This window comes from Paenibacillus sp. N3/727 (assembly GCF_022637315.1).
In the GTDB taxonomy this organism is placed as follows: domain Bacteria; phylum Bacillota; class Bacilli; order Paenibacillales; family Paenibacillaceae; genus Paenibacillus_AQ; species Paenibacillus_AQ uliginis.
Map to the genome: position 1 here is coordinate 2,224,862 of NZ_CP093336.1, position 18,983 is coordinate 2,243,844.

Here is an 18,983-nt window from a genome sequence, read left to right on the forward strand (position 1 = left end):
TCGGAGAAAAGGGATGAGAGCATGAAGGCAGCGGTTCTTCGCGGTACGTTGAACATGGAAGTGGTGGATTGGGCGGAAAGAACGTTCGGTAAAGACGAGGTTATGATGCGTGTCGCCTGCTGCGGTATTTGCGGCACAGACCAGCATATTTATCACGGCCATCCGGGATCAGCGGAGGTCGAGCCGCCGATTGTGCTCGGCCATGAACTGGCGGGCGTCATTGAGGCTGTAGGGGAAGCGGTCACGGCTCTGCAGCCGGGCGACCGGGTATCGGTTGACCCGAATATGTATTGCGGGTCATGCGAATATTGCCGGAGCGGACGCGCTCATCTGTGCGACCGGCTGCAAGCTATTGGCGTGACGCGGGACGGCGGTATGGGTGAGCTGTGTGTCGTGCCGGCGGCCAACTGCTACAAGCTGCCGGATCACGTCAGCTTGATGGAGGGGGCCATGGTTGAGCCGCTTGGCTGCGTGTTGCACGGCTACAAGAAGCTGGATCTGCGGCCGAATCAACACGTTCTAATCGCAGGCGGCGGCTTCATCGGCCAGTTATTTCTGCAGCTCGTCAAGGCGGCGGGCGTCACTCGCATTACGGTGAGTGAGCCGAATTCGCATAAGCGTGAAGCGCTGCTGGCGCTCGGCGCGCATGCCGTTGTGTCGCCGTTTGACACCGAAGAGGCGGCCGGGCTGCGGGACTCCGCCGACGTCGTCATCGAATGCGTCGGCCGGCCCGAATCGGTCGAGCTAGCTGTCGCAGCGGCGCGCAAGGGAGGTCAAGTGCTGCTCTTTGGCGTCGCCTCGCCGGATGCAAGCGCAAGCTTCTCACCATACGAAATTTTCAGCAAAGAGCTGCGTATCATGGGCTCGTTCATCAATCCGTACACGCACGAGGAGGCGATTGAGCTCATCGCGCAAGGCATCGTGCGGATCGAACCGCTCATCAGCCATTGCTTTCACTTGAACGACTTGCCGGATGTCATGGCTACGTATCCGCAGCTCAATGTGACCAAAGCGGTCGTTGTGCATAAATAGCTCGGCAAAAGTTGTCCGCGACAACGAATAAGGCTATCCTACAGTCATTAAAGATGATTGTGGGATAGCCTTTTTTCTTCCTCATTTTAAGGCAGCCTGGGCAATTCATATGGCTAGAGTCAAAGAGGTAATAATAAGCCGAACTTGAAAAATGCCTCGAGTTATAAATCTCTTGAGGAATATATCCATGCATGAGTGTTTTTTTCAAAAATTCATAAGTGATTTGCTTGGTGAGTGATTCGCAAATCCCTTTATGAGACGCGTATTTACGAAGTGTAGTAATACGCGTAATATGGAAGTGTTCACGAAGTTCGTAGATAAGACGTTATAAGAAATCAGCCAAAATTCAAGAAAGCAAAACATTTATAATTGAAGGAGCTTGTATATGATCTCTACCTACGTTCGACGCATTCAAGAAGTTTACCCAAATTTACATATTCAAGATGTTAAACAAAATGAGATCGGACAGAACAATGACGTATTTATTCTTAATCAATCTCTCGTCTTTAGGTTTCCTAAATATAAGCAAGGAATAGAAAAAATAAAGCGAGAAACGGAGTTATTGGAATCTATCAGTAAAACTGTAGCGATACCGATTCCCTATCCAGCTTATAAATCTTTTGATGAGATGGAGGTAGGTAAGGCTTTCATGGGCTATAAGCTAATTGAGGGTTCTCCTTTTTGGAAGGAAGAACTGATTAATATCAAAAGTCAAAACCTTACGAATACAATTGCCTCACAACTTGTTACTTTTCTTATTGAACTTCACTCTATGGATATACCCATAACAGTTGCTTCTCAAAAACAACATGAAAGTGTTCATAGAACTATAGAAAATCTATTTATAAGAATTAAAGAGAAACTCTTTCCTTTTATGCGAGTAAATGCACAAGAAAAAGTAGTAGAAAACTTTAATGGATTTTTGAATAATACTTATAATCAGAATTTGGAGCAAACCTTAATTCATGGAGACTTTGGAGCAAGTAATATCATATGGAATCCAAAAGAAAACAGGATTGCAGGAATTATTGACTTCGGAGGTTCAGGACTTGGGGATCCAGCATATGATTTTGCAGGAATTCTCTCCAGTTATGGAGATGAGTTTTTTGAAATATGCACTAATTTGTACCCGTGTGGAAGACAAATTTCAGAACGAGTTCATTTTTATAGAAGCACCTTTGCTTTACAGGAAGCTCTACATGGGATAGATCATAATGACCAAGAAGCTTTTGAAAATGGAATTAAAGAATTTAGATAGAACAACTTAATAATTCTTTTTAGTGAAGTAACTTTAGTAGAAATATTAATAAATTGTATTTCACAGAAGGGCTGACATCCTATAACATTGTATCTACGCTGAGGGCTTTCCCCTTGGTTCGCCTGAAGAGGTAGGCAGAGAAGCGGAATCAGCTCATAACCCTGCGAGGCAAAGTCCGTTGGACCCAGTCGCGTTGCTCCCTTAAGCCTCTCGGGTTCGTAGATACACAAACGTTATATGAAAGATCGGCAGTATCCTAAAAACATAAAATGAAATGAAAGAGGAACAAGTATGACATTGATAGGACTTATAAGACATGGAGTAACAGATTGGAATTATGAACACAGAGCACAGGGACAAGTCGATATACCTTTAAATGATGAGGGACGAAGACAAGCTGAATTACTATCTAAGAGAATGGAGAACGAGGAGTGGGATTATATTTATACAAGTGACTTATCAAGAGCACACGAAACAGCAGAAATTATAGGAAAGATTAAGAACATTGAAGTGAGAACTGACCCACGATTAAGAGAAATGAACTGCGGACTTATTGAGGGAACAACTGAACAAGATAGAGTTAGTAAGTGGGGATACGGATGGTCCAAACTAGATCTTGGTATAGAACCAAATGCTGAGATAATCACAAGAGGAATGAAATGCTTAATGGACATTTCTGAAAGACATCCCGACAAAAAAATATTGATAATAAGTCATGGAGCACTAATTGGACTGACCTTAAAGAAACTAATTCCGCACATCGATACAGAGGAACACCTCCATAATACATCGGTAACAATTTTAAATAAAGACCAATTTAGATGGGATTGTGAACTATATAATTGTATTACTCACTTAAATGTTAAATATTATGAATAGCAAATCCGAAGAAGGCCGATCCATCATCTAACATTGTATTCACGCTACGGGGCTTTCGCCCCTTGTTTGACAGATGTATAATCATGGAAGAGGCTCAGTCAACAAACGCCCAAGCCTAAGATAAGAGTTATCTAAGGCTTGGGCGTTTCGTGAATACCAGAACGTTATATGAAAGAAATGCAAAGATTATTATTTTAGAGCAGAGGAAGGTATTCATGGAAGTAAGACAAATGGCAACTGCATTTTTAATTAACGATAACAAAGTATTGATGATGAAAAAAGCAAGGAGTAAGCTCTTTAATTTTGAATTTTGGGGAGGCATTGGAGGACATCTAGAATATGAAGAACTAAATTTTCCAATGAAGGCCAGCTATAGAGAAATTGAAGAGGAAACGGGATTTAAAAAGAGTGATATTAAAAACTTTAAATTGAAATACATACTGATAGAGAATAACAGTGGGGAAATCCGGCAGCAATACGTATATTTTGGAGAAACAAAGCATATGAACTTTATCTCTTCTGATGAAGGGGAATTATATTGGATACATAAGAATGAGTTATTAAATTTACATATGTCAAAGATTATTAAATTTACTATTGAACATTATTTAGAGAATCCAAATCTTGATGATATTTTAGTTGGAACAATAACGGCTAATAATGAATCAAATCCACAAATACAATGGGCAACAACTAAAGAAACCGTGACTTTCTAGCCGCCCTTGGGGCTTAAGGCAGTAAGGGTTCGGGAATACAGAGAACGTTATAGGAAATCAGCGCAAGTATTAAAACCTATTTAAATTCTTTGTAGAATTACAATGACGGCAAGGATAGTGTGGCAATCTAATTAAATGAAAATATCCACATTAAGGAACGTATGTTCTAAATTGGAGGGCTTTAACTATAACATAATACTGAAGAATTTTGGAGAGAAGTGTGATTTTAAAAATGATAATAAACAATAACACAAGTTTACCTATAGAGTCAAAAGTAGACCAACTTTATGCTTGTATTCATAAGATGATCGGTGAGATTGTTTTTGAGATAGATACTTTTACGTGTGACGCTTTAGAAAATGAAACTCTGAATTTTACTACAAAAGGTATCTATCATCTATACGGTTTCTTAGAAACTAACAAAGAACAACTACCATGGTCTATTATTCTAAAAGTTATCAAGCCAGATAGTGAAGAAAAGGACGATATCAAACATCACAATTACTGGCGCCGGGAGGCGCTTTTGTTTGAATCCAAGCTCCTTGATAATCTTTCTGGATATATCAAAGCTCCAAATACTTATCTTGTTGAAGAACAGAATGATGGAACTATCTGGTTATGGATGGAGCAGGTAAATGGGCTTTTTGCACATTCACAGGAGCAATTCAATTTTATTGCTCATCGACTTGGCATGTTTAACGCAGAGTACCTTACTGCAAAAGCAATACCAGACGAAATATGGGTCTGTAAAAGTTGGCTTAAATCGTGGACAACCTCAAGTCGAAAGTATGCGGCTAACCCAGAGTCATACATAAACCAGTTACAAGATGAAGAGATAAAGTATATTTGGAAATGGTTCAAAGAGCTGACTGAAGAAATAAATGAAAAGTTGGCTTCTCTTAGCAATTTGCCACGTGTGTTAGCACATCAAGACTTAGGACAAAAAAATATGATCTTAACTCCAAATGATCAATTGGTGCTCATTGATTGGCAGTTCATGAGTATATCAGGTATTGGAGAAGATCTTGGTAAGATGTTTGGAGCAAATATGAGCCTTGGAATCATTCCAACGGATCAATACGAAGCTTATCGAGATTCATTGTTTTACTCCTATATTAAAGGAATGAGGGATATGGGATGGGAAGGGGATGAGAGGTTAGCTAGATACGGTTATTGTATAAGTACCGCTTTACGAAGCGTCTGGGAAGTACCCCATCTTTGCTCGTTAGCTGCCCAGCTTGAAAGTGACCCAGCTAATCCCAAACTCCAAGAGAGAGTATATCAACTAAAGCAAATAATTAATATACATATAGCAATGGATTATGAAGCGGAATCATTAAGAGGACATAATTATAGTCTTTAACCTATAGAAAAAAGATGGTGAAAATTAAACAAGATGTTGATATTTCTAAGAAGGCGCTGACATCCTATAACCCGTATTCTCGCTGCGCACCTTATGACCCTTGGTTGTCTGATGAATAATCAAGGAAGTAACTCAGACAACACATGCCCCGGCCTAAGATAAGAGCTATCTAAGGCCGGGGCGCGTCGTAGATACGGGAACGTTAGATGAAACATTCGAAGTATAAATACAAACTAACAGAATATGAAACTGTTGACTCTTTATAAATAGAGGTGAGAACCTATAAATAAACTAACGAAAGTAATAAATGTGCTCTTTTATCTCTTAGTTATTTTAAGTGTAATAATTATAATATTTAGTTTCTATGTTAATGAAGTACTTGACTCAATGCAGCTTGGTTATTTTATGCAATATTCAGGAGCGGTATTTTTTTTATTAATGATAACAACAATAATCAGATTCAAAATAAAAACAAATAGAAAAGACAATGAAAAGTAACCTAAAATAAAGACATTGACAAAAATATGATAAGGCTAATTAGTTATAGACAGTATTAAAAATATAGACGAACTAATAAAACAAACTATCACATATATAGAGAATTTGTAAGTTTTTCTATGATGCCGGTAACATCAGATAACAACGTATCTATGATGTGGGGCAAACGCCCTCTGATCTGCTCGAGGTATTTCGAGGAAGTGGAATCAGGAGACAACGTTGCGGCCGGTCACTGTCGCTCCCTTAAGGCAGTGAGGGTTAGATACACAAACGTTAGCTGAAATTGCTTAATGCATAGAAACAGAGGAACAAAAAATGAAAACACAAATTAAAGAATTAATTGATGAATTTATTAATTTTGATAAGTCTATAAAACCAGAATTAGAGGCAATTATTTTGTGCGGTTCACATGCTAACGGCCTTGCCACCGATCATAGCGATATTGATCTTTGTTGTATTGGTAACTTCAAAGAATTCAGGAGGGAGTATAGAACTTTTCAAGATTATGAGTTTCAATTAATGATTGCCCCGTGGGAATGGTATCATGAAGTTATTAGTACCTATGAAAGGAAAGGCAATATTGGAACAATAACCTCAATGTTGGCTAATGGCATTTGCTGGTGGAGTTCCAACGAAACTAGATGGAGCGCCTTGAAAGAAGAAGCAATCAAATTTTTTGGTCAAGGTCCTACTCCAGTATCTACAGATGAGATACTAAGAATTCGGAGACGAATTACAGAGTTGTATAATAATTTCATCGACGAGGTTGATGAATTAACCTCTAAGTGGATTAAAAATCAAATTATGACCGTCTGTGTAGAAGCCCATTTTACAATAAGAAATTGGTGGGCTGTAAAGACTAAATATCAAATTAACGTGTTGCGGGATCTTGATCCAGAATTTGTTAGATTTATTGAAGAAAGTATTAATAATGATAAAGCAGTAAAGAAGTTATGCAATTATATATTGAACCCTGTTGGTGGTTTAATTCTGAGCAAGAAGGAAGATCTCTAGCTAATTCGAAGAAGAGTTAACTTTAGCTAACACCGTATTCACGCTGCAGGTTAGCGCCCTTGGTCTGCCCGGGGCATATCGGAGAAGTAGAGTCAGGCATACGCCCCTTAAGCCAGTGAGGGTTCGTGAATACAAATACGTTAGACGAAACCGCCAGAAGCATACAAAATAAAAGATCGAATTGGAGTTCATATGGATATTAACCTTGTTCCAATAAGAAAAGAAGAAAAAGATGAATTATACAACCTATATCAATTTTATCACTATGACTTTAGTCAATTTACAGACGAGGATCTCAACGGATTTGGAAAATATGAAATAACCATTGATTATTATTGGGAGGGTGACCCTCGATGGAACCCTTATTTTATTGAGAATAGTGGAATAAAGGTTGGATTTTTGGTCGTGCTTTTTGAGAATATGGACACTGACCCCGATCCGACACACGTAATCTATGACTTTATGATACTGCGAAAATATAGGGGACAAGGAATAGGTAAGGCGGCTGCAATCAAGGCATTTAATTTGTATAAAGCAAAGTGGAAAGTAGTACAATTGGAGAATAACACTCCTGCAATATCGTTTTGGAGAAATGTCATAAGGGATTTTACAAAGGATAATTATATAGAGAGATTTAGAGATGATGTAAGGAAATACATTCAAGAATTTAGTACGAAAGAATAGAAGAGCATATTTACTGAATACACTGGAACGGATATTAAACAAACCGAATTATATAATTTGATGCCTGATTTCAATGACTATTGGGAAAAACCATCAGAGAATCGAGCGATATTAATACAAGTAGATAAACAAATAGCAGGATTTGCATTAATAAAGCATATTAGTAAGTCTAATAGAAATTATAACTATCTTGCTAGTGCGAACGTTATGCAAAACACCCAGAAAGGATTCAGAGAACATGAAAACAAAAATATCTAAACTAGCAGAGTTAATTGCTAAAGAAACTTTTTTGAAAAACGAGGTATATTCAATTGGAGAAGTTCAAGAAACGATAAATTACATTCTTGAATATCTAGATATAATCGGTGCAGATAATCTTCATCTAAGAAACCCTTTAAACCTTGATGAAAATGTTTTTTATTTCAGGAAGAGAGATATTCCTATGATGGGAAATGAAATAGTGACCGGTGAATATTTATTATTTGATTACACAGGCCACAATGAGGATATGTTTTTAAGGCAACTAAATTCATTAAATGAGATTGAAGATGAAATTACAAATGGTGGAGGGATAACCAATCCGTTTACTACTTTTCAAATTGCAATAATTAATGGAATGGTTCGAGATTACGAAATTTACTTTACAAATAAATTAGATAGTAAAGAATACAAGTTTATTAAGGATATTCATGATGCTCTACCTGAGTTTAAGAGCATCTTTGATAAGTCGAGTGTAGAACAAGAACGTGAGTACGATATAACAAACGCAAGGATAGTCTGGAAAGCATAATCGAGGAAGCTGGGTGCATTACATAGCACTGTATTCACGCTTCGGGCTGACGCCCTCGGTCCGGACCGAAGTGAAGAAGCAAGGAAGCGGAATCAGCCGGACAAACCTGAGAGGCTAAGTCCTACCGGACCCAGTCACTACGCTTATCCGGTTCATAGATACAATGAAGGGAGGCAAATATATGGCCCTTGATGGATATTTATCGGATGTGAATAATCAAAGACAATATTACTTTCCTATAGAAGACGCCTTCCATGAAGCAATTTTTCAAAATCATAAGATCTGGAATAGCTATATTCAATTAAGAAAGCTAAAGGACTACTATGGGACTGCAAAATACAATGAAATTGAAGTGAAAGCCCTTGCAGACGATTTCGAACAGTACATGTGCAATATCAATTCAATATATCATGCCAGAATAAATGAACTAATAATTAAATTGAGAGACAGAAGAATAGTAAAAGCATTATTTGCTGGAGATTAAGTGTGATAACGGAACTATGGGAGGATTTTACGATGATAGGAAAGCAATGACTTTGCCTAACATCGTATTCACGTATCGGGCATTCGGCAATCGTTCCGCTGAGACATTTCTGAGAAGGAGAGCATGCGGACAACCCTGTGAACCTAATTCGCATTGCGACCGCCCCGTTAGGGTTTGCTTATATTAAAATATGAGGTAACGACATGATACCGATAATAAAAGGGATTATACTTGGGTTTTCCATTGCAGCACCAGTGGGTTAGAGGAATGTATTAAATTACTGCATAACACACAAACATTCTATATCGGCGTACATTGTCCTATTGACGAACTCGAACGAAGAGAAAGAGAAAGAAAAGACAGACCGATAGGATTAGCCAGAGCACAAATTGAGATTGTACATAAACATAGTAGATATGATCTAGAAATGAATACGAAAAAAAACTCAATCATTGAGTGTGCAAGTATGATTAAAGAATTTGTGAGTAATTATATGAACATCGCTGTTCATATAGTGAAGGAAAATTGGTTAGACACCAACTAATAAATATTGAAGAGCAAAGTGAATTTGGAAACAAGTAGGAAATTGAATAGAAAACCATTAGTAGGCATCTCGTGGAAGCTTGTGGCATCAGATGACACCATATTCAGGCTGCAGCTGACTGGCGCCAACCTTGCTCCACTCGAGGAATTTCAAGAAAGAGGAGTCAGACGGGCAAGTGTTTTCACAGCATCGACACACATATACTCTACACGGGTATGGTATAATGCATATGAATTAATCATCATATTTAAGGGAGAGATGACATGGAAATCGCAATCATGCTTTACGATGGAATCACAGCATTAGATGCAATTGGTCCCTATGAAGTATTTGCTGCTACACAGAAATGTAAAGTGAAGTTTGTTGCCAAGAATAAAGGGTTAATCAAACTGGACTCGAAAATGGGTTGTTTGCATGCTGATTACAGCTTTTCTGAAGTTACTTCAGCTGATATTCTTGTCGTTCCTGGTTGCAGTCCTCCAAATTATAAAAATCCAATGAATGATGAAGAAACGTTGAATTGGATTCGCCAAATACATGAGACCACGAAATGGACTACGTCGGTTTGTACCGGTTCTCTAATTTTGAGCGCCGCAGGCTTGTTGAATGGAGCCCCGGCAACAAGTCATTGGGGATCCTTCGACCTGCTCCAGTCTCTTGGAGCCATTCCAACAGATGAGAGAGTGGTTCGCCATGGCAAAATCGTAACAGCAGCTGGTGTCTCCTCTGGTATCGACATGGCACTTCAATTAGTAGCATGGGAATTAGGGGAAGATGTGGCCAAAGGAGTCCAGTTGATTTTGGAATACGACCCTCAGCCTCCGTTTGATACGGGTTCAACAAAGAAAGCGCCGGCGTCATTGGTAGAACCGATAAGAGGGATGCTTCAAGAGTTTTCAAAGCGAGAGCCCAATATTTAAATCACAAATAAGTCAGCCACGTGGGCGCGGGACCGGTAAATTTTTAGGCTTATAAGAGTAAAAATGGTAGCTTTAGGGGTCATCCCGAAGCTACCATCTTTATTTTTTGGTCTATGCTTGCTTACTTCAACAAATTATGGGCAAGGGAAAAGCCACTTAACCTCCAGGCGTACTTTTGCTAAGCATTAATGATTCTTAAAAAACTGGATTGCTTTCTCGAGGTATATTTTTTCGTCTTCCCTCAATTCATCTTCCCAGGCAATCGCGGCTACGGGGCATGCCACCTCGCACGCGCCGCAATCGATGCAAATACGGGGATTGATGTAATATTGATCATGACCTTCTTCAATACAATCTACCGGACATACCTCCAGGCATTCACCAGCTTTTTCATCGATACAGTCAGCGGTAATTACAAATGACATAGAATCCCAACCTCTTTACGTTATGATTAGAATGGTTTTGGCTTCAAGCAGCCTGCTCCATTATTTTTTTGCTGCTTCGTAAAGCCGTTCTACTTCGCTCCAGTTGACGATGTTCCAGAATGCCGCAACGTAATCAATTCGTTTGTTTTGATATTTGAGGTAATAAGCATGCTCCCATACGTCCAATCCTAACAATGGCGTAAGTCCGCCCATTAAAGGACTGTCCTGGTTCGGCAAACTAGAGATTTTGAGTTTCCCGCGTTTGTCCAAGCTGAGCCAAGCCCAGCCGGATCCAAAACGTGCCGCAGCCGCTTTCGCAAACTCCACCTTGAATGCTTCGAAGCTGCCTAATTGTTGATGGATCGCTTCGGCCAGCGCGCCGCCAGGCTGTCCGCCCCCATCAGGTCCAATCGTTTTCCAGAACAACGAATGGTTGGCATGCCCGCCTCCGTTGTTTCGCACAGCAGTACGAATGTCCTCGGGAACGAGCTCCAGCTTTTGAATAAGAGCATCGACGCTTTTGCCCTGAAGCTCAGGATATTTGTCCAGCGCCGTATTCAAGTTTGTTATGTAGGTGTGGTGGTGGCGGCCATGATGAATGAGCATCGTTTGCTCATCAATGTACGGCTCCAGCGCGTTTACAGGGTAAGACAATGCCGGTAAGTGGTGTGCCATATTCAAAATTCCTCCTTCACAAAGTTAGATGCTGCAGATTTAAGTGTAGTCAATATTTGATATATAATCAACATATAATTATATAAAGTATAAAATATGTTCGATCCGTCCGATGATATGGTAGATACGAGGAAAGGGATCGACACCGTATCGTTGGCCGATCTGGTCTTGATCGGGACTCAAATCAAAAAAAATAAACCTCCAATCTAGGATTGGAGGTTTCGTCGCCGTATTCGATATACGCATTTTTTATCGCCCTTGGTTAGGCATTCTGGACGAGTAATATCCGCATCCAGCAAAGATTCGAACAACCGCAATTCACATTGGCAGGCATGGTTGTATTGATGGGCGATTTGGGAGATCGGACAGTTGTGCTCGATAAAAACATATTCGTCATCGCTTGTTTTCTTCAATTCAACCATGTAGCCATTTTCGTTCTGAATATTGGCAAGTTCAGATATTTTGTCTTGAAAATCTTTGTCTTCCATTAAACCGGTATACTTTTTGTATAACGTTTCCTTACGTCGTTCAAACAATCTCTCGACCATATTTTCGCCCGATTCCTTCACCAGCTCGTCGAGCAAGTCGAGGGCAACGGCGTGATATTTATTCGGAAACAGCACATTGGCGCGTTCTGTTAAATGGTATGTGGCAGTTGGTCTTCCCATCGGCTGCCGAATAATTCTCGATTCAATGAATCCGTCGCGTTCCAGTGCGTCGATATGGCGGCGGACGGCCATGGACGTAATGTTCAGGCGATCCGTAAGTTCTTTAGCGCTAAGCTCGTCATTTGTTTTTAGCAGATGTAATATCGTTTCACGAGTCGATAAATCGGCTTTAGGTTGCAAAGGAATCACCACCTTGATTAGAACTTCATTTTGCGGACAAAACAAAAAGATATTTTATCTATAAAAAGTATTGTAACACAATATAACGGGTTGACAAGTACGACTGCATTCATCATAATTTATATACATAATAGTATATAATATATAAATAAATGAAATGAGGGAGTAACCCATGATTCATATTAGCGAAGTAGCAACAGACAAGATCGTCGACATGTTAAAGGACATCGGCGGGGATCAATATTTTTTGCGTCTTGGCGTAAGCGAAGACGGTTGCAGCGGTTTGTCGTACAGTATCAGCTTTGACGATTCGCTGGAAGAGGGAGATCAGGTCATTGGATGGGGGGGATTTCAGGTTGCTATCGATTATGCTAGCGAACAGTTCCTTGAAGGTGTACAAATCGATTACAAGGAAACGGGCATGACCGGAGGTTTTACGATCGACAACCCCAATGCCAAATTTACATGCGGCTGTGGAGCCAGCTTTCGGACTGCCACTTACCGGGGTAAAGCGAAAAAATGCGATTGATTGTCCAGAAAAAGATGGTTGAAAATGACCTTTGTAATTATGTCTGCGTGTTATAGAGAAAAAGTGGAAGATAGGGATCGAGGAGGAATACATATTGAAGATTATCGTTACGGATGCAGCAGTGGATTGCTTCCAGAAGGACTGGGATTATCGTATAGGAGACTATATACGTATATATGTCCGGTATAGTGGCGGCGGGGAAGATGCATTCGCATTTGGCATTACGAGAGACGAGCCACGTTATCCCGCAATATCGAATGTTAATGGCGGTATTACATTTTTTATCGAAGAAAATGATTTATGGTATTTGGATGACCGCGATCTGACAATCGATTGCTTCCATGAGGATATTGTATTTGTCCGTGGGTAAGCTGTCTGAGCTTCATCCAAGAAGGAATCGCAAAGGAAATAAACGACTTAATGGAAGTATAAAAGAACAGCGATCTTTCGAAAATGAAAATATCCCTTTTGCGGTGAAGCCATTGTTGTACATCATGCAATTGGCCATCATGAAGGAAAAGGAATAAATGCATCTTATACAAAACACTCCACCTCAATTCTGAAGTGGAGTGTTTGACGTGAAGCTGCGCTAAACTTGCGGTTCAATATTATGATTATGCCGGAACAGGTTGGTTGGGTCGTATTTCTGCTTGAGGGTCGCCAATTTTTTGTAATTGTCCCCGTATGTATCTTTGGTAATTTGGCGATCGGCCTGAACGGTATTCAGATAGGACGTGCTGCGAAGTGAATATGGCAGCATCGCCTCATAAACGGAATCAATCCATTCCCTGCACTGCTTCGCTTCTTCCATTGGAAAATCGATGTCGAACAAGAGAAGGAATGATGCATCCCGAACGGCAAACGCCGTTGCGTCTGGAGACACGCGATTCATTCGGCCGTGGCATTCCCAGAATTGAACCAATACGGACGGTCTTGGTAATTGCTCCAATTTACCCAGCAGGGCGTCAATCGTTTCATCGTTTAACTCTTTAACAAACAGCGATGACCCATAAACAGGGACATCCTTTGGAGCCACCTGGTCAAATCTCGATTGCAGCTCCGTATATCGGACGATACCTGTGTTATCCGAGATCGGTTGAGCCAATTCGCGCAGTGGTTGAACGGCTTTTTCTCCATCGGCTTTATCACCTGAGTACAAACCGGCTATAATAATGACTCGTTTATTGTGCAACGACTCGGGTACACCCGGAACGGCAGGCATTTGAACGGTCATCATATTAAACGACACTTCGTCGGGAGCTGTTCGTAAAAAAGCTTGCGCATTATGCAAAACTTGTTTTGCATCCTTGTAATCGTACATGACGTCAACTGCCAGAACTTCAGGTCCAATCGGATACAATTGAAATTCAAATGAGGTGACAACACCGAAGTTGCCTCCGCCACCACGTATAGCCCAATACAGATCGGGATGTTCCTGTTCGCTGACCTGAATCGTTTCGCCTTCGGCCGTAACGATATGGGCCGATACGATATTGTCGCTCGTTAGGCCGTATTTACCTCTTAAGTAACCGATCCCGCCGCATAAAGCGAGCCCGGCGATGCCTGTTTCCGTAACGGTTCCCGTTGGCGTCGCCAAGCCGAACTTTTGCGTTTCCGCATCAACTTCGCCCAGCGTTGCTCCGGCTTCTACAATCGCGATGTGTCGCTTTGTATCGACGGTCACCTTGCGCATATCGGATAAATCTATCATGATGCCGTGATCGCATACCGCCGTTCCGGCCACGTGATGACCGCCGCCACGGATCGATACCGTGAAGCCTTTTTCTTTAGCAAATTTTACGGCAGCGACAACATCGGAAACGGATTTGCAAACCAAAATCGCCGCCGGATGTTTATCTACGGAGGTGTTCCAAACCTTTCTTCTTTCGTTGTAGCCTTCCTCGCCCGGTACAATGAGACGTCCGTTCACATTAGCCTTTAATTGCTCGAACAATTGAGATCCCTCCTGGTATTGTGGATTGTCCACCACTCTTTTCAGACTCGATCGTTATCGTCGTAGATGGAACTGTGTTCATTGTAGGTTACATAACATACATAGTCAATATAAATATATATTATGTATCGGATGTATTTTCAATACTATGCCACTTAATAGTTGAGGACTTCTCAAGCAGTGCCGCAGCGATCGAACTACTGGCGACGAACGTTGTACCTGCTATATGACGAGAGACTGCCCGGATCAGAGGCATCATAATCCAATGCGGTTGGGATGTATACCAGATGAATAAAGATGTATATTGACAAATCAGAATGCTGGCACCATACTTATTAATCATATTTATATATAAAGTTTAAAAATATGATTAATAAGTTACTGGCACGTGCAATTCTTGCTGCATGTCCGGGACGATTCCGATGAGGTGAAGGTGAGATAATGACAGAGAACCTGGAGTTATATGATGTTACTATTTTGGGAGGTGGCCCTGCGGGGATGTACACTGCTTTCTACAGCGGGGTACGTGAATTAAAGACGAAGGTGATCGACGCCCAGCACCAATTGGGAGGCACACTGTTGTATTATTTAGACAAGATGGTGTGGGATGTAGGTGGAATACCACCAATAACAGGTAAACAGCTGACTGAGCATTTGATCCAGCAGGTGAATACATTTGAACCGACCATTGTGTTGGGGCAAGAAATTGACGATTTGGAGCGAAGGGATGACAGTACTTTTGTACTTACCTCCACAGCCGGAGATCGGCATTGGACGCGAACTATTATTATGGCGATTGGCTTTGGCGGATTGCGCAAGTCGGTTAAGATCGAGATCGACGGGGCAGAACGCTACGAAAATACGAATTTATATTATTCGGTACATAATCTGGAAGACTTTCGGGGCAAGCGGGTATTGATCTCCGGAGGCGGTGATTCGGCTGTTGATTGGGCGAATGAGTTGGAACCGATTGCGGCGAGTGTGACGTTGGTTCATCGGCGTGACCAATTCAAGGGGCTTGAGCGAAGCGTATCAAACATGAAAGCTTCTTCCGTGTCGATTCGGACGCCTTATCGGGTGGAGGGGTTTCATAGTGAAGACGGAGTGTCGATTCAGCAGGTCAATATATGCCATGCAGAATCGGGGGAGAGTGAGCAGCTGCATGTGGATGCGGTGATTGTATGTCATGGGGTGACATATGAGTATGGACGGATTCGGGAATGGGGACTCGGCATTGGCAAATGGAATCTTGACGTAACCGATAAAATGGAAACGGCGATTCCCGGCATTTTCGCTGTGGGCGATTTCGTTCATTATGGGAGCAAAGTCATGCTTATTGCCGGGGCGTTCAATGATGCAGTGCTGGCCCTAAACAGTGCGAAGCTGTATATCGAGCCAAATGCGGAGAAGATGGCCAGAATATCGTCCGAAAACACCCGATTCAATGAATTAAACCGGCAGTTAGGCGTAGTTGACGATGACGAGTAAAAAGGGAACTAAGCCATCCCTTTAATACCACTGGCGCCTGCGAGCATTGACACGTTGCAAGGGATGGAATTATAATGGTCGTAGCAACTATCATCATGTCAATTATCATGGAGGCTTCCATTGGAATTAGAAAAATATATAGGCGTTATTGTACACCGGGCTGATCTGAAGTTGAATAACTATTATCAAAAAGTAGTTAACCCCTTTGATATTACAGTCGACCAATGGGAAATACTGGTCATCCTTTGGGAAAGGGAGGGAATTACTCAAAAAGAGCTTGCCGAAAGATTGTACAAGGATCAGACGAACATTGCCCGTATGCTGTTCAAGCTGGAGAAGAAAGGTTTTATTTATCGTGTGACGCATGAGACGGATCGGAGATCTCTACGCGTATATTTGACCGATAAAGGACAAGAGATTAAAGACGAAATTCTTGCTCCTTCGATTGAAGCGTACAAAAAAACGATTGAAGGATTAACAGAAGAAGAAGTTGAGACTTTCCGGAGGATACTTTCTGTCATGTACGACAATGTTAAAGATCTCTAGAGGAGGTCAGGGAATATAGTTGTCATGACCATTATGATCAAAGCTAGTATATAATAAGAAGTTGTGGAGAGTGATACGATGGAAACAAATCATACTAAAGCCGGAATTTTTGACGTTCCGTACCGAGCGTTGACAATTGGTATTATTCTTGCCGTAACAACTGTAGCATTTGAAGGGCTGGCCATTACGACGATTGCTCCTAATGTGGCGCAGCATTTGAACGGTCTGCATTTATATGGATGGATATTCAGCTCTTTTTTATTGTCGCAAATCGTTGGTTCCATGATCATCGGACAGCAGATTAACAAACTAGGCGTGTATACCTCATTTATCGTATCAATTCTCATCTTTGTGATCGGTATAACGGTTGCGGGGACTTCCGTGAATATGCCCATGTTAATCGCAGGGAGAGCGTTTCAAGGTTTTGGCGCTGGCGCTATTATAACCTGTGTTTACTACAGCATTACATTAAGTTATCCCGACGCGCTCAGAACGAAAATACTTGCTGCATTTTCAAGCGCTTATATTATGCCGGCATTAATCGGTCCTTATTTGGCAGGACTTCTGGCGGAATTTTTCTCGTGGAGAGTTGTATTCTGGTTTGTTCTTCCGTTGATCGCTTTAGCCGTCATGCTGACTCTTCCTTCATTCCGTAAGCTTCAGCTTCAGGCAAGCGTGAATAACACAACGATTAAAAAAGGCTTTTCCAAAGAAGTGTATGCGATTATATTAACTGTCGGTACGGGATTGCTGCTAACCGGGTTAGGTTGGATATCCGAATGGAAAGGAATTGTGCTGACGATTGCAGGAGTTCTCATCATGATTAAACCTTTGCGCAAGTTATTGCCAGAAGGTAGCTTTACTGTTAAAAAGGGTTTGCCGGCAACTATCGTTACAAGAGGGTTATATGTTGCGTGCTACATTGCTACGGAAAGCTACGTTGTGTTGGCGCTAACCGAAGTGAAGGGGTTTTCTGCAGATCTTGCAGGGTTGATTGTTGCTGCTGGTGCATTAAGCTGGTCCACCGCAGCTTGGCTGCAATCCCGGTTTGATGAAAGAGACGGCGGCACAGGCAGGAGAAAACGAGTAATTACCGGTATCGGTATCATGATCGTTGGAATCGCGTTAGTTATCGCTTCAATCAGGCTTCCAGACGGCGGACTCGTATATGCTTTGATTTCGCAGCTATTCACAGGATTCGGCATCGGCCTGGCCAATCCGACAACAGGCGCAATCGCACTGCAGCATGCCCGGGCAGGCGAAGAAGGGGAAGTTTCCGCCGTTATTCAATTCATTGATGCATTTAGTCCGGGACTAAGCATCGGGATCGGCGGAGCTTTAATAGCGATCAGCGAAACGTTTAAGTGGGGCATTTTTACGGGGGTTATGCTGGCATTGTCGATTCAACTGCTTTTTATCATCATAAGTTTTGTCATTTCCTTCCGCATACAAAAAGAAAAGCCTGCTAAACAGTCTTCGTTTCCATTGACGTAATGGGTCTGTAGAATCGTTATTGATAGGAAGAAGGCCATAGAAGATCTGAAAGAAGTCGAATTGTTGGAAGACTTTTGTTAGAACCCATTGTTAAATAAATGGGTTCTTTTTCTGCGTTTTAGTTCAATACGAGTCAACTAGCTTTATTGAAGAAAACCTCGTCAAAACTAGCACTAACGTGCAAAAAATTTATAAACTTTAATTATTAATACTGATATCTTAAAATTAGCGTAATTGTAAAAATGGATATAAAGATAAGTGTGGGATTGAATTGGAGCCTTAAACGAAGGAGAGATTTCAATGAAAAATATCTTTCTAGTTAGACATTGCAAGGCTAAAGGGCAAGAGCCAACAGCCGAATTAACGATTGAAGGCGTAGAGCAATCCCATCAACTTGCCGGTCTTTTGCAGAGTAAAGGTATTGATTTAATCATAACGAGCCCTTATAAACGAGCTATTGAATCTATATTACCATTATGCAATAAATTGGACCTGAGATATACGGTCGATAATAGACTTGAAGAACGAGTTTTAAGTTCGAAGAATCTGGATAACTGGATGGAACTCTTAAAGGAAACATATGAGAACCTAGAAATAGTTTATGAAGGAGGAGAATCATCCAGAGAAGCAATGAATAGAGGAATGGAAGTAATTAACGAAATTATGAACGGACCATACCAAAATGTAGTGGTAGTAACTCATGGTGCATTAATGTCTTTGATATTAAAGTATTTTAATAATTCTATAGGATATGAAGAATGGAGTAAATTAACAAACCCTGATATTTATCTAATAAGTAATGAAAACAAGGAATATGAAGTGGGTCGAATTTGGATGTAGAC

The 18,983-nt window shown here is 41.1% G+C and carries 21 protein-coding genes; 17 read left to right on the forward strand and 4 right to left on the reverse strand.

The window, feature by feature from the left end; translation table 11 throughout:
* Nucleotides 1–21: 21 nt before the first annotated feature.
* The 11 genes from MNQ98_RS09795 to MNQ98_RS09840 all read left to right on the forward strand — a co-directional run bounded on the left by MNQ98_RS09795 (nt 22) and on the right by MNQ98_RS09840 (nt 10,182).
* Nucleotides 22–1,032, forward strand: coding sequence for a zinc-dependent alcohol dehydrogenase family protein (locus MNQ98_RS09795; protein ID WP_241932997.1), 1,011 nt, complete (start codon nt 22–24; stop codon nt 1,030–1,032).
* Nucleotides 1,033–1,417: 385 nt separating this feature from the next.
* Nucleotides 1,418–2,290, forward strand: coding sequence for a phosphotransferase family protein (locus MNQ98_RS09800; RefSeq protein ID WP_241932998.1), 873 nt, complete (start codon nt 1,418–1,420; stop codon nt 2,288–2,290).
* Between the two features lie 291 nt (nt 2,291–2,581).
* Nucleotides 2,582–3,169, forward strand: a complete 588-nt coding sequence (locus MNQ98_RS09805; protein WP_241932999.1) for a histidine phosphatase family protein — start codon at nt 2,582–2,584, stop codon at nt 3,167–3,169.
* Nucleotides 3,170–3,384: 215 nt separating this feature from the next.
* Nucleotides 3,385–3,885, forward strand: a complete 501-nt coding sequence (locus MNQ98_RS09810; RefSeq protein WP_241933000.1) for an NUDIX domain-containing protein — start codon at nt 3,385–3,387, stop codon at nt 3,883–3,885.
* A gap of 220 nt (nt 3,886–4,105) precedes the next feature.
* Nucleotides 4,106–5,248 carry a phosphotransferase family protein gene (locus tag MNQ98_RS09815; protein WP_241933001.1) on the forward strand — a complete coding sequence of 381 codons (1,143 nt, stop codon included), beginning with the start codon at nt 4,106–4,108 and terminating at the stop codon, nt 5,246–5,248.
* 813 nt (nt 5,249–6,061) lie between these two features.
* Nucleotides 6,062–6,760: a nucleotidyltransferase domain-containing protein gene (locus MNQ98_RS09820; protein WP_241933002.1), complete on the forward strand. Its 699-nt coding sequence runs from the start codon at nt 6,062–6,064 to the stop codon at nt 6,758–6,760.
* 192 nt (nt 6,761–6,952) lie between these two features.
* Nucleotides 6,953–7,444 (forward strand): GNAT family N-acetyltransferase, encoded by a 492-nt coding sequence (locus tag MNQ98_RS09825; protein ID WP_241933003.1) that lies wholly within the window; start codon nt 6,953–6,955, stop codon nt 7,442–7,444.
* A gap of 238 nt (nt 7,445–7,682) precedes the next feature.
* Nucleotides 7,683–8,234: a hypothetical protein gene (locus MNQ98_RS09830; protein ID WP_241933004.1), complete on the forward strand. Its 552-nt coding sequence runs from the start codon at nt 7,683–7,685 to the stop codon at nt 8,232–8,234.
* A 181-nt stretch (nt 8,235–8,415) separates the two neighbouring features.
* A complete protein-coding gene (locus tag MNQ98_RS09835) occupies nt 8,416–8,718 on the forward strand; it encodes a hypothetical protein (protein ID WP_208914753.1) in 303 nt (100 codons plus the stop codon).
* A 304-nt stretch (nt 8,719–9,022) separates the two neighbouring features.
* Nucleotides 9,023–9,262, forward strand: coding sequence for a phosphotransferase-like protein (locus tag MNQ98_RS29835; protein ID WP_481856764.1), 240 nt, complete (start codon nt 9,023–9,025; stop codon nt 9,260–9,262).
* Nucleotides 9,263–9,525: 263 nt separating this feature from the next.
* Nucleotides 9,526–10,182: a DJ-1/PfpI family protein gene (locus tag MNQ98_RS09840; protein WP_241933005.1), complete on the forward strand. Its 657-nt coding sequence runs from the start codon at nt 9,526–9,528 to the stop codon at nt 10,180–10,182.
* 185 nt (nt 10,183–10,367) lie between these two features.
* Here the strand turns inward: MNQ98_RS09840 and MNQ98_RS09845 are convergent, their stop codons facing one another.
* The 3 genes from MNQ98_RS09845 to MNQ98_RS09855 form a co-directional block, all read right to left on the reverse strand.
* Nucleotides 10,368–10,607: a ferredoxin family protein gene (locus MNQ98_RS09845; protein WP_241933006.1), complete on the reverse strand. Its 240-nt coding sequence runs from the start codon at nt 10,605–10,607 to the stop codon at nt 10,368–10,370.
* Nucleotides 10,608–10,667: 60 nt separating this feature from the next.
* Complete coding sequence (locus MNQ98_RS09850) at nt 10,668–11,282, reverse strand: superoxide dismutase (RefSeq protein WP_241933007.1); 615 nt, start codon at nt 11,280–11,282, stop codon at nt 10,668–10,670.
* A 206-nt stretch (nt 11,283–11,488) separates the two neighbouring features.
* The gene (locus MNQ98_RS09855; protein ID WP_241933008.1) at nt 11,489–12,130 is read right to left on the reverse strand and encodes a helix-turn-helix transcriptional regulator; all 642 of its coding nucleotides are present in this window, start codon (nt 12,128–12,130) and stop codon (nt 11,489–11,491) included.
* Nucleotides 12,131–12,302: 172 nt separating this feature from the next.
* Here MNQ98_RS09855 and MNQ98_RS09860 point away from each other — a divergent pair, with 172 nt between their 5' ends.
* Together MNQ98_RS09860 and MNQ98_RS09865 are read left to right on the forward strand one after the other, a co-directional pair.
* Nucleotides 12,303–12,659, forward strand: a complete 357-nt coding sequence (locus MNQ98_RS09860) for a HesB/IscA family protein (RefSeq protein ID WP_208914741.1) — start codon at nt 12,303–12,305, stop codon at nt 12,657–12,659.
* Nucleotides 12,660–12,753: 94 nt separating this feature from the next.
* The gene (locus MNQ98_RS09865; protein WP_241933009.1) at nt 12,754–13,029 is read left to right on the forward strand and encodes a HesB/YadR/YfhF family protein; all 276 of its coding nucleotides are present in this window, start codon (nt 12,754–12,756) and stop codon (nt 13,027–13,029) included.
* Nucleotides 13,030–13,248: 219 nt separating this feature from the next.
* On the opposite strand, the gene MNQ98_RS09870 is transcribed toward MNQ98_RS09865, so the two are convergent.
* Nucleotides 13,249–14,613, reverse strand: a complete 1,365-nt coding sequence (locus MNQ98_RS09870; RefSeq protein WP_241933010.1) for an FAD-binding oxidoreductase — start codon at nt 14,611–14,613, stop codon at nt 13,249–13,251.
* A 441-nt stretch (nt 14,614–15,054) separates the two neighbouring features.
* On the opposite strand from MNQ98_RS09870, the gene MNQ98_RS09875 reads away from it, so the two are divergent.
* From MNQ98_RS09875 to MNQ98_RS09890, 4 genes are all read left to right on the forward strand, one after another.
* Complete coding sequence (locus tag MNQ98_RS09875; protein WP_241933011.1) at nt 15,055–16,101, forward strand: NAD(P)/FAD-dependent oxidoreductase; 1,047 nt, start codon at nt 15,055–15,057, stop codon at nt 16,099–16,101.
* A gap of 120 nt (nt 16,102–16,221) precedes the next feature.
* The gene (locus MNQ98_RS09880; protein WP_241933012.1) at nt 16,222–16,647 is read left to right on the forward strand and encodes a MarR family winged helix-turn-helix transcriptional regulator; all 426 of its coding nucleotides are present in this window, start codon (nt 16,222–16,224) and stop codon (nt 16,645–16,647) included.
* 78 nt (nt 16,648–16,725) lie between these two features.
* Nucleotides 16,726–18,141 (forward strand): MFS transporter, encoded by a 1,416-nt coding sequence (locus MNQ98_RS09885; protein ID WP_241933013.1) that lies wholly within the window; start codon nt 16,726–16,728, stop codon nt 18,139–18,141.
* Nucleotides 18,142–18,441: 300 nt separating this feature from the next.
* Entirely contained in the window at nt 18,442–18,981 is a 540-nt protein-coding gene (locus MNQ98_RS09890) for a histidine phosphatase family protein (RefSeq protein WP_241933014.1), read from the forward strand.
* Nucleotides 18,982–18,983: the final 2 nt, after the last annotated feature.

Bases quoted from the DNA above. Each gene is read 5' to 3' on its own strand.
- MNQ98_RS09795 (WP_241932997.1), top strand. From the start codon at position 22: ATGAAGGCAGCGGTTCTTCGCGGTACGTTGAACATGGAAGTGGTGGAT.
- MNQ98_RS09800 (WP_241932998.1), top strand. From the start codon at position 1,418: ATGATCTCTACCTACGTTCGACGCATTCAAGAAGTTTACCCAAATTTA.
- MNQ98_RS09805 (WP_241932999.1), top strand. From the start codon at position 2,582: ATGACATTGATAGGACTTATAAGACATGGAGTAACAGATTGGAATTAT.
- MNQ98_RS09810 (WP_241933000.1), top strand. From the start codon at position 3,385: ATGGAAGTAAGACAAATGGCAACTGCATTTTTAATTAACGATAACAAA.
- MNQ98_RS09820 (WP_241933002.1), top strand. From the start codon at position 6,062: ATGAAAACACAAATTAAAGAATTAATTGATGAATTTATTAATTTTGAT.
- MNQ98_RS09825 (WP_241933003.1), top strand. From the start codon at position 6,953: ATGGATATTAACCTTGTTCCAATAAGAAAAGAAGAAAAAGATGAATTA.
- MNQ98_RS09830 (WP_241933004.1), top strand. From the start codon at position 7,683: ATGAAAACAAAAATATCTAAACTAGCAGAGTTAATTGCTAAAGAAACT.
- MNQ98_RS09835 (WP_208914753.1), top strand. From the start codon at position 8,416: ATGGCCCTTGATGGATATTTATCGGATGTGAATAATCAAAGACAATAT.
- MNQ98_RS09840 (WP_241933005.1), top strand. From the start codon at position 9,526: ATGGAAATCGCAATCATGCTTTACGATGGAATCACAGCATTAGATGCA.
- MNQ98_RS09845 (WP_241933006.1), bottom strand. From the start codon at position 10,607: ATGTCATTTGTAATTACCGCTGACTGTATCGATGAAAAAGCTGGTGAA.
- MNQ98_RS09850 (WP_241933007.1), bottom strand. From the start codon at position 11,282: ATGGCACACCACTTACCGGCATTGTCTTACCCTGTAAACGCGCTGGAG.
- MNQ98_RS09860 (WP_208914741.1), top strand. From the start codon at position 12,303: ATGATTCATATTAGCGAAGTAGCAACAGACAAGATCGTCGACATGTTA.
- MNQ98_RS09875 (WP_241933011.1), top strand. From the start codon at position 15,055: ATGACAGAGAACCTGGAGTTATATGATGTTACTATTTTGGGAGGTGGC.
- MNQ98_RS09885 (WP_241933013.1), top strand. From the start codon at position 16,726: ATGGAAACAAATCATACTAAAGCCGGAATTTTTGACGTTCCGTACCGA.
- MNQ98_RS09890 (WP_241933014.1), top strand. From the start codon at position 18,442: ATGAAAAATATCTTTCTAGTTAGACATTGCAAGGCTAAAGGGCAAGAG.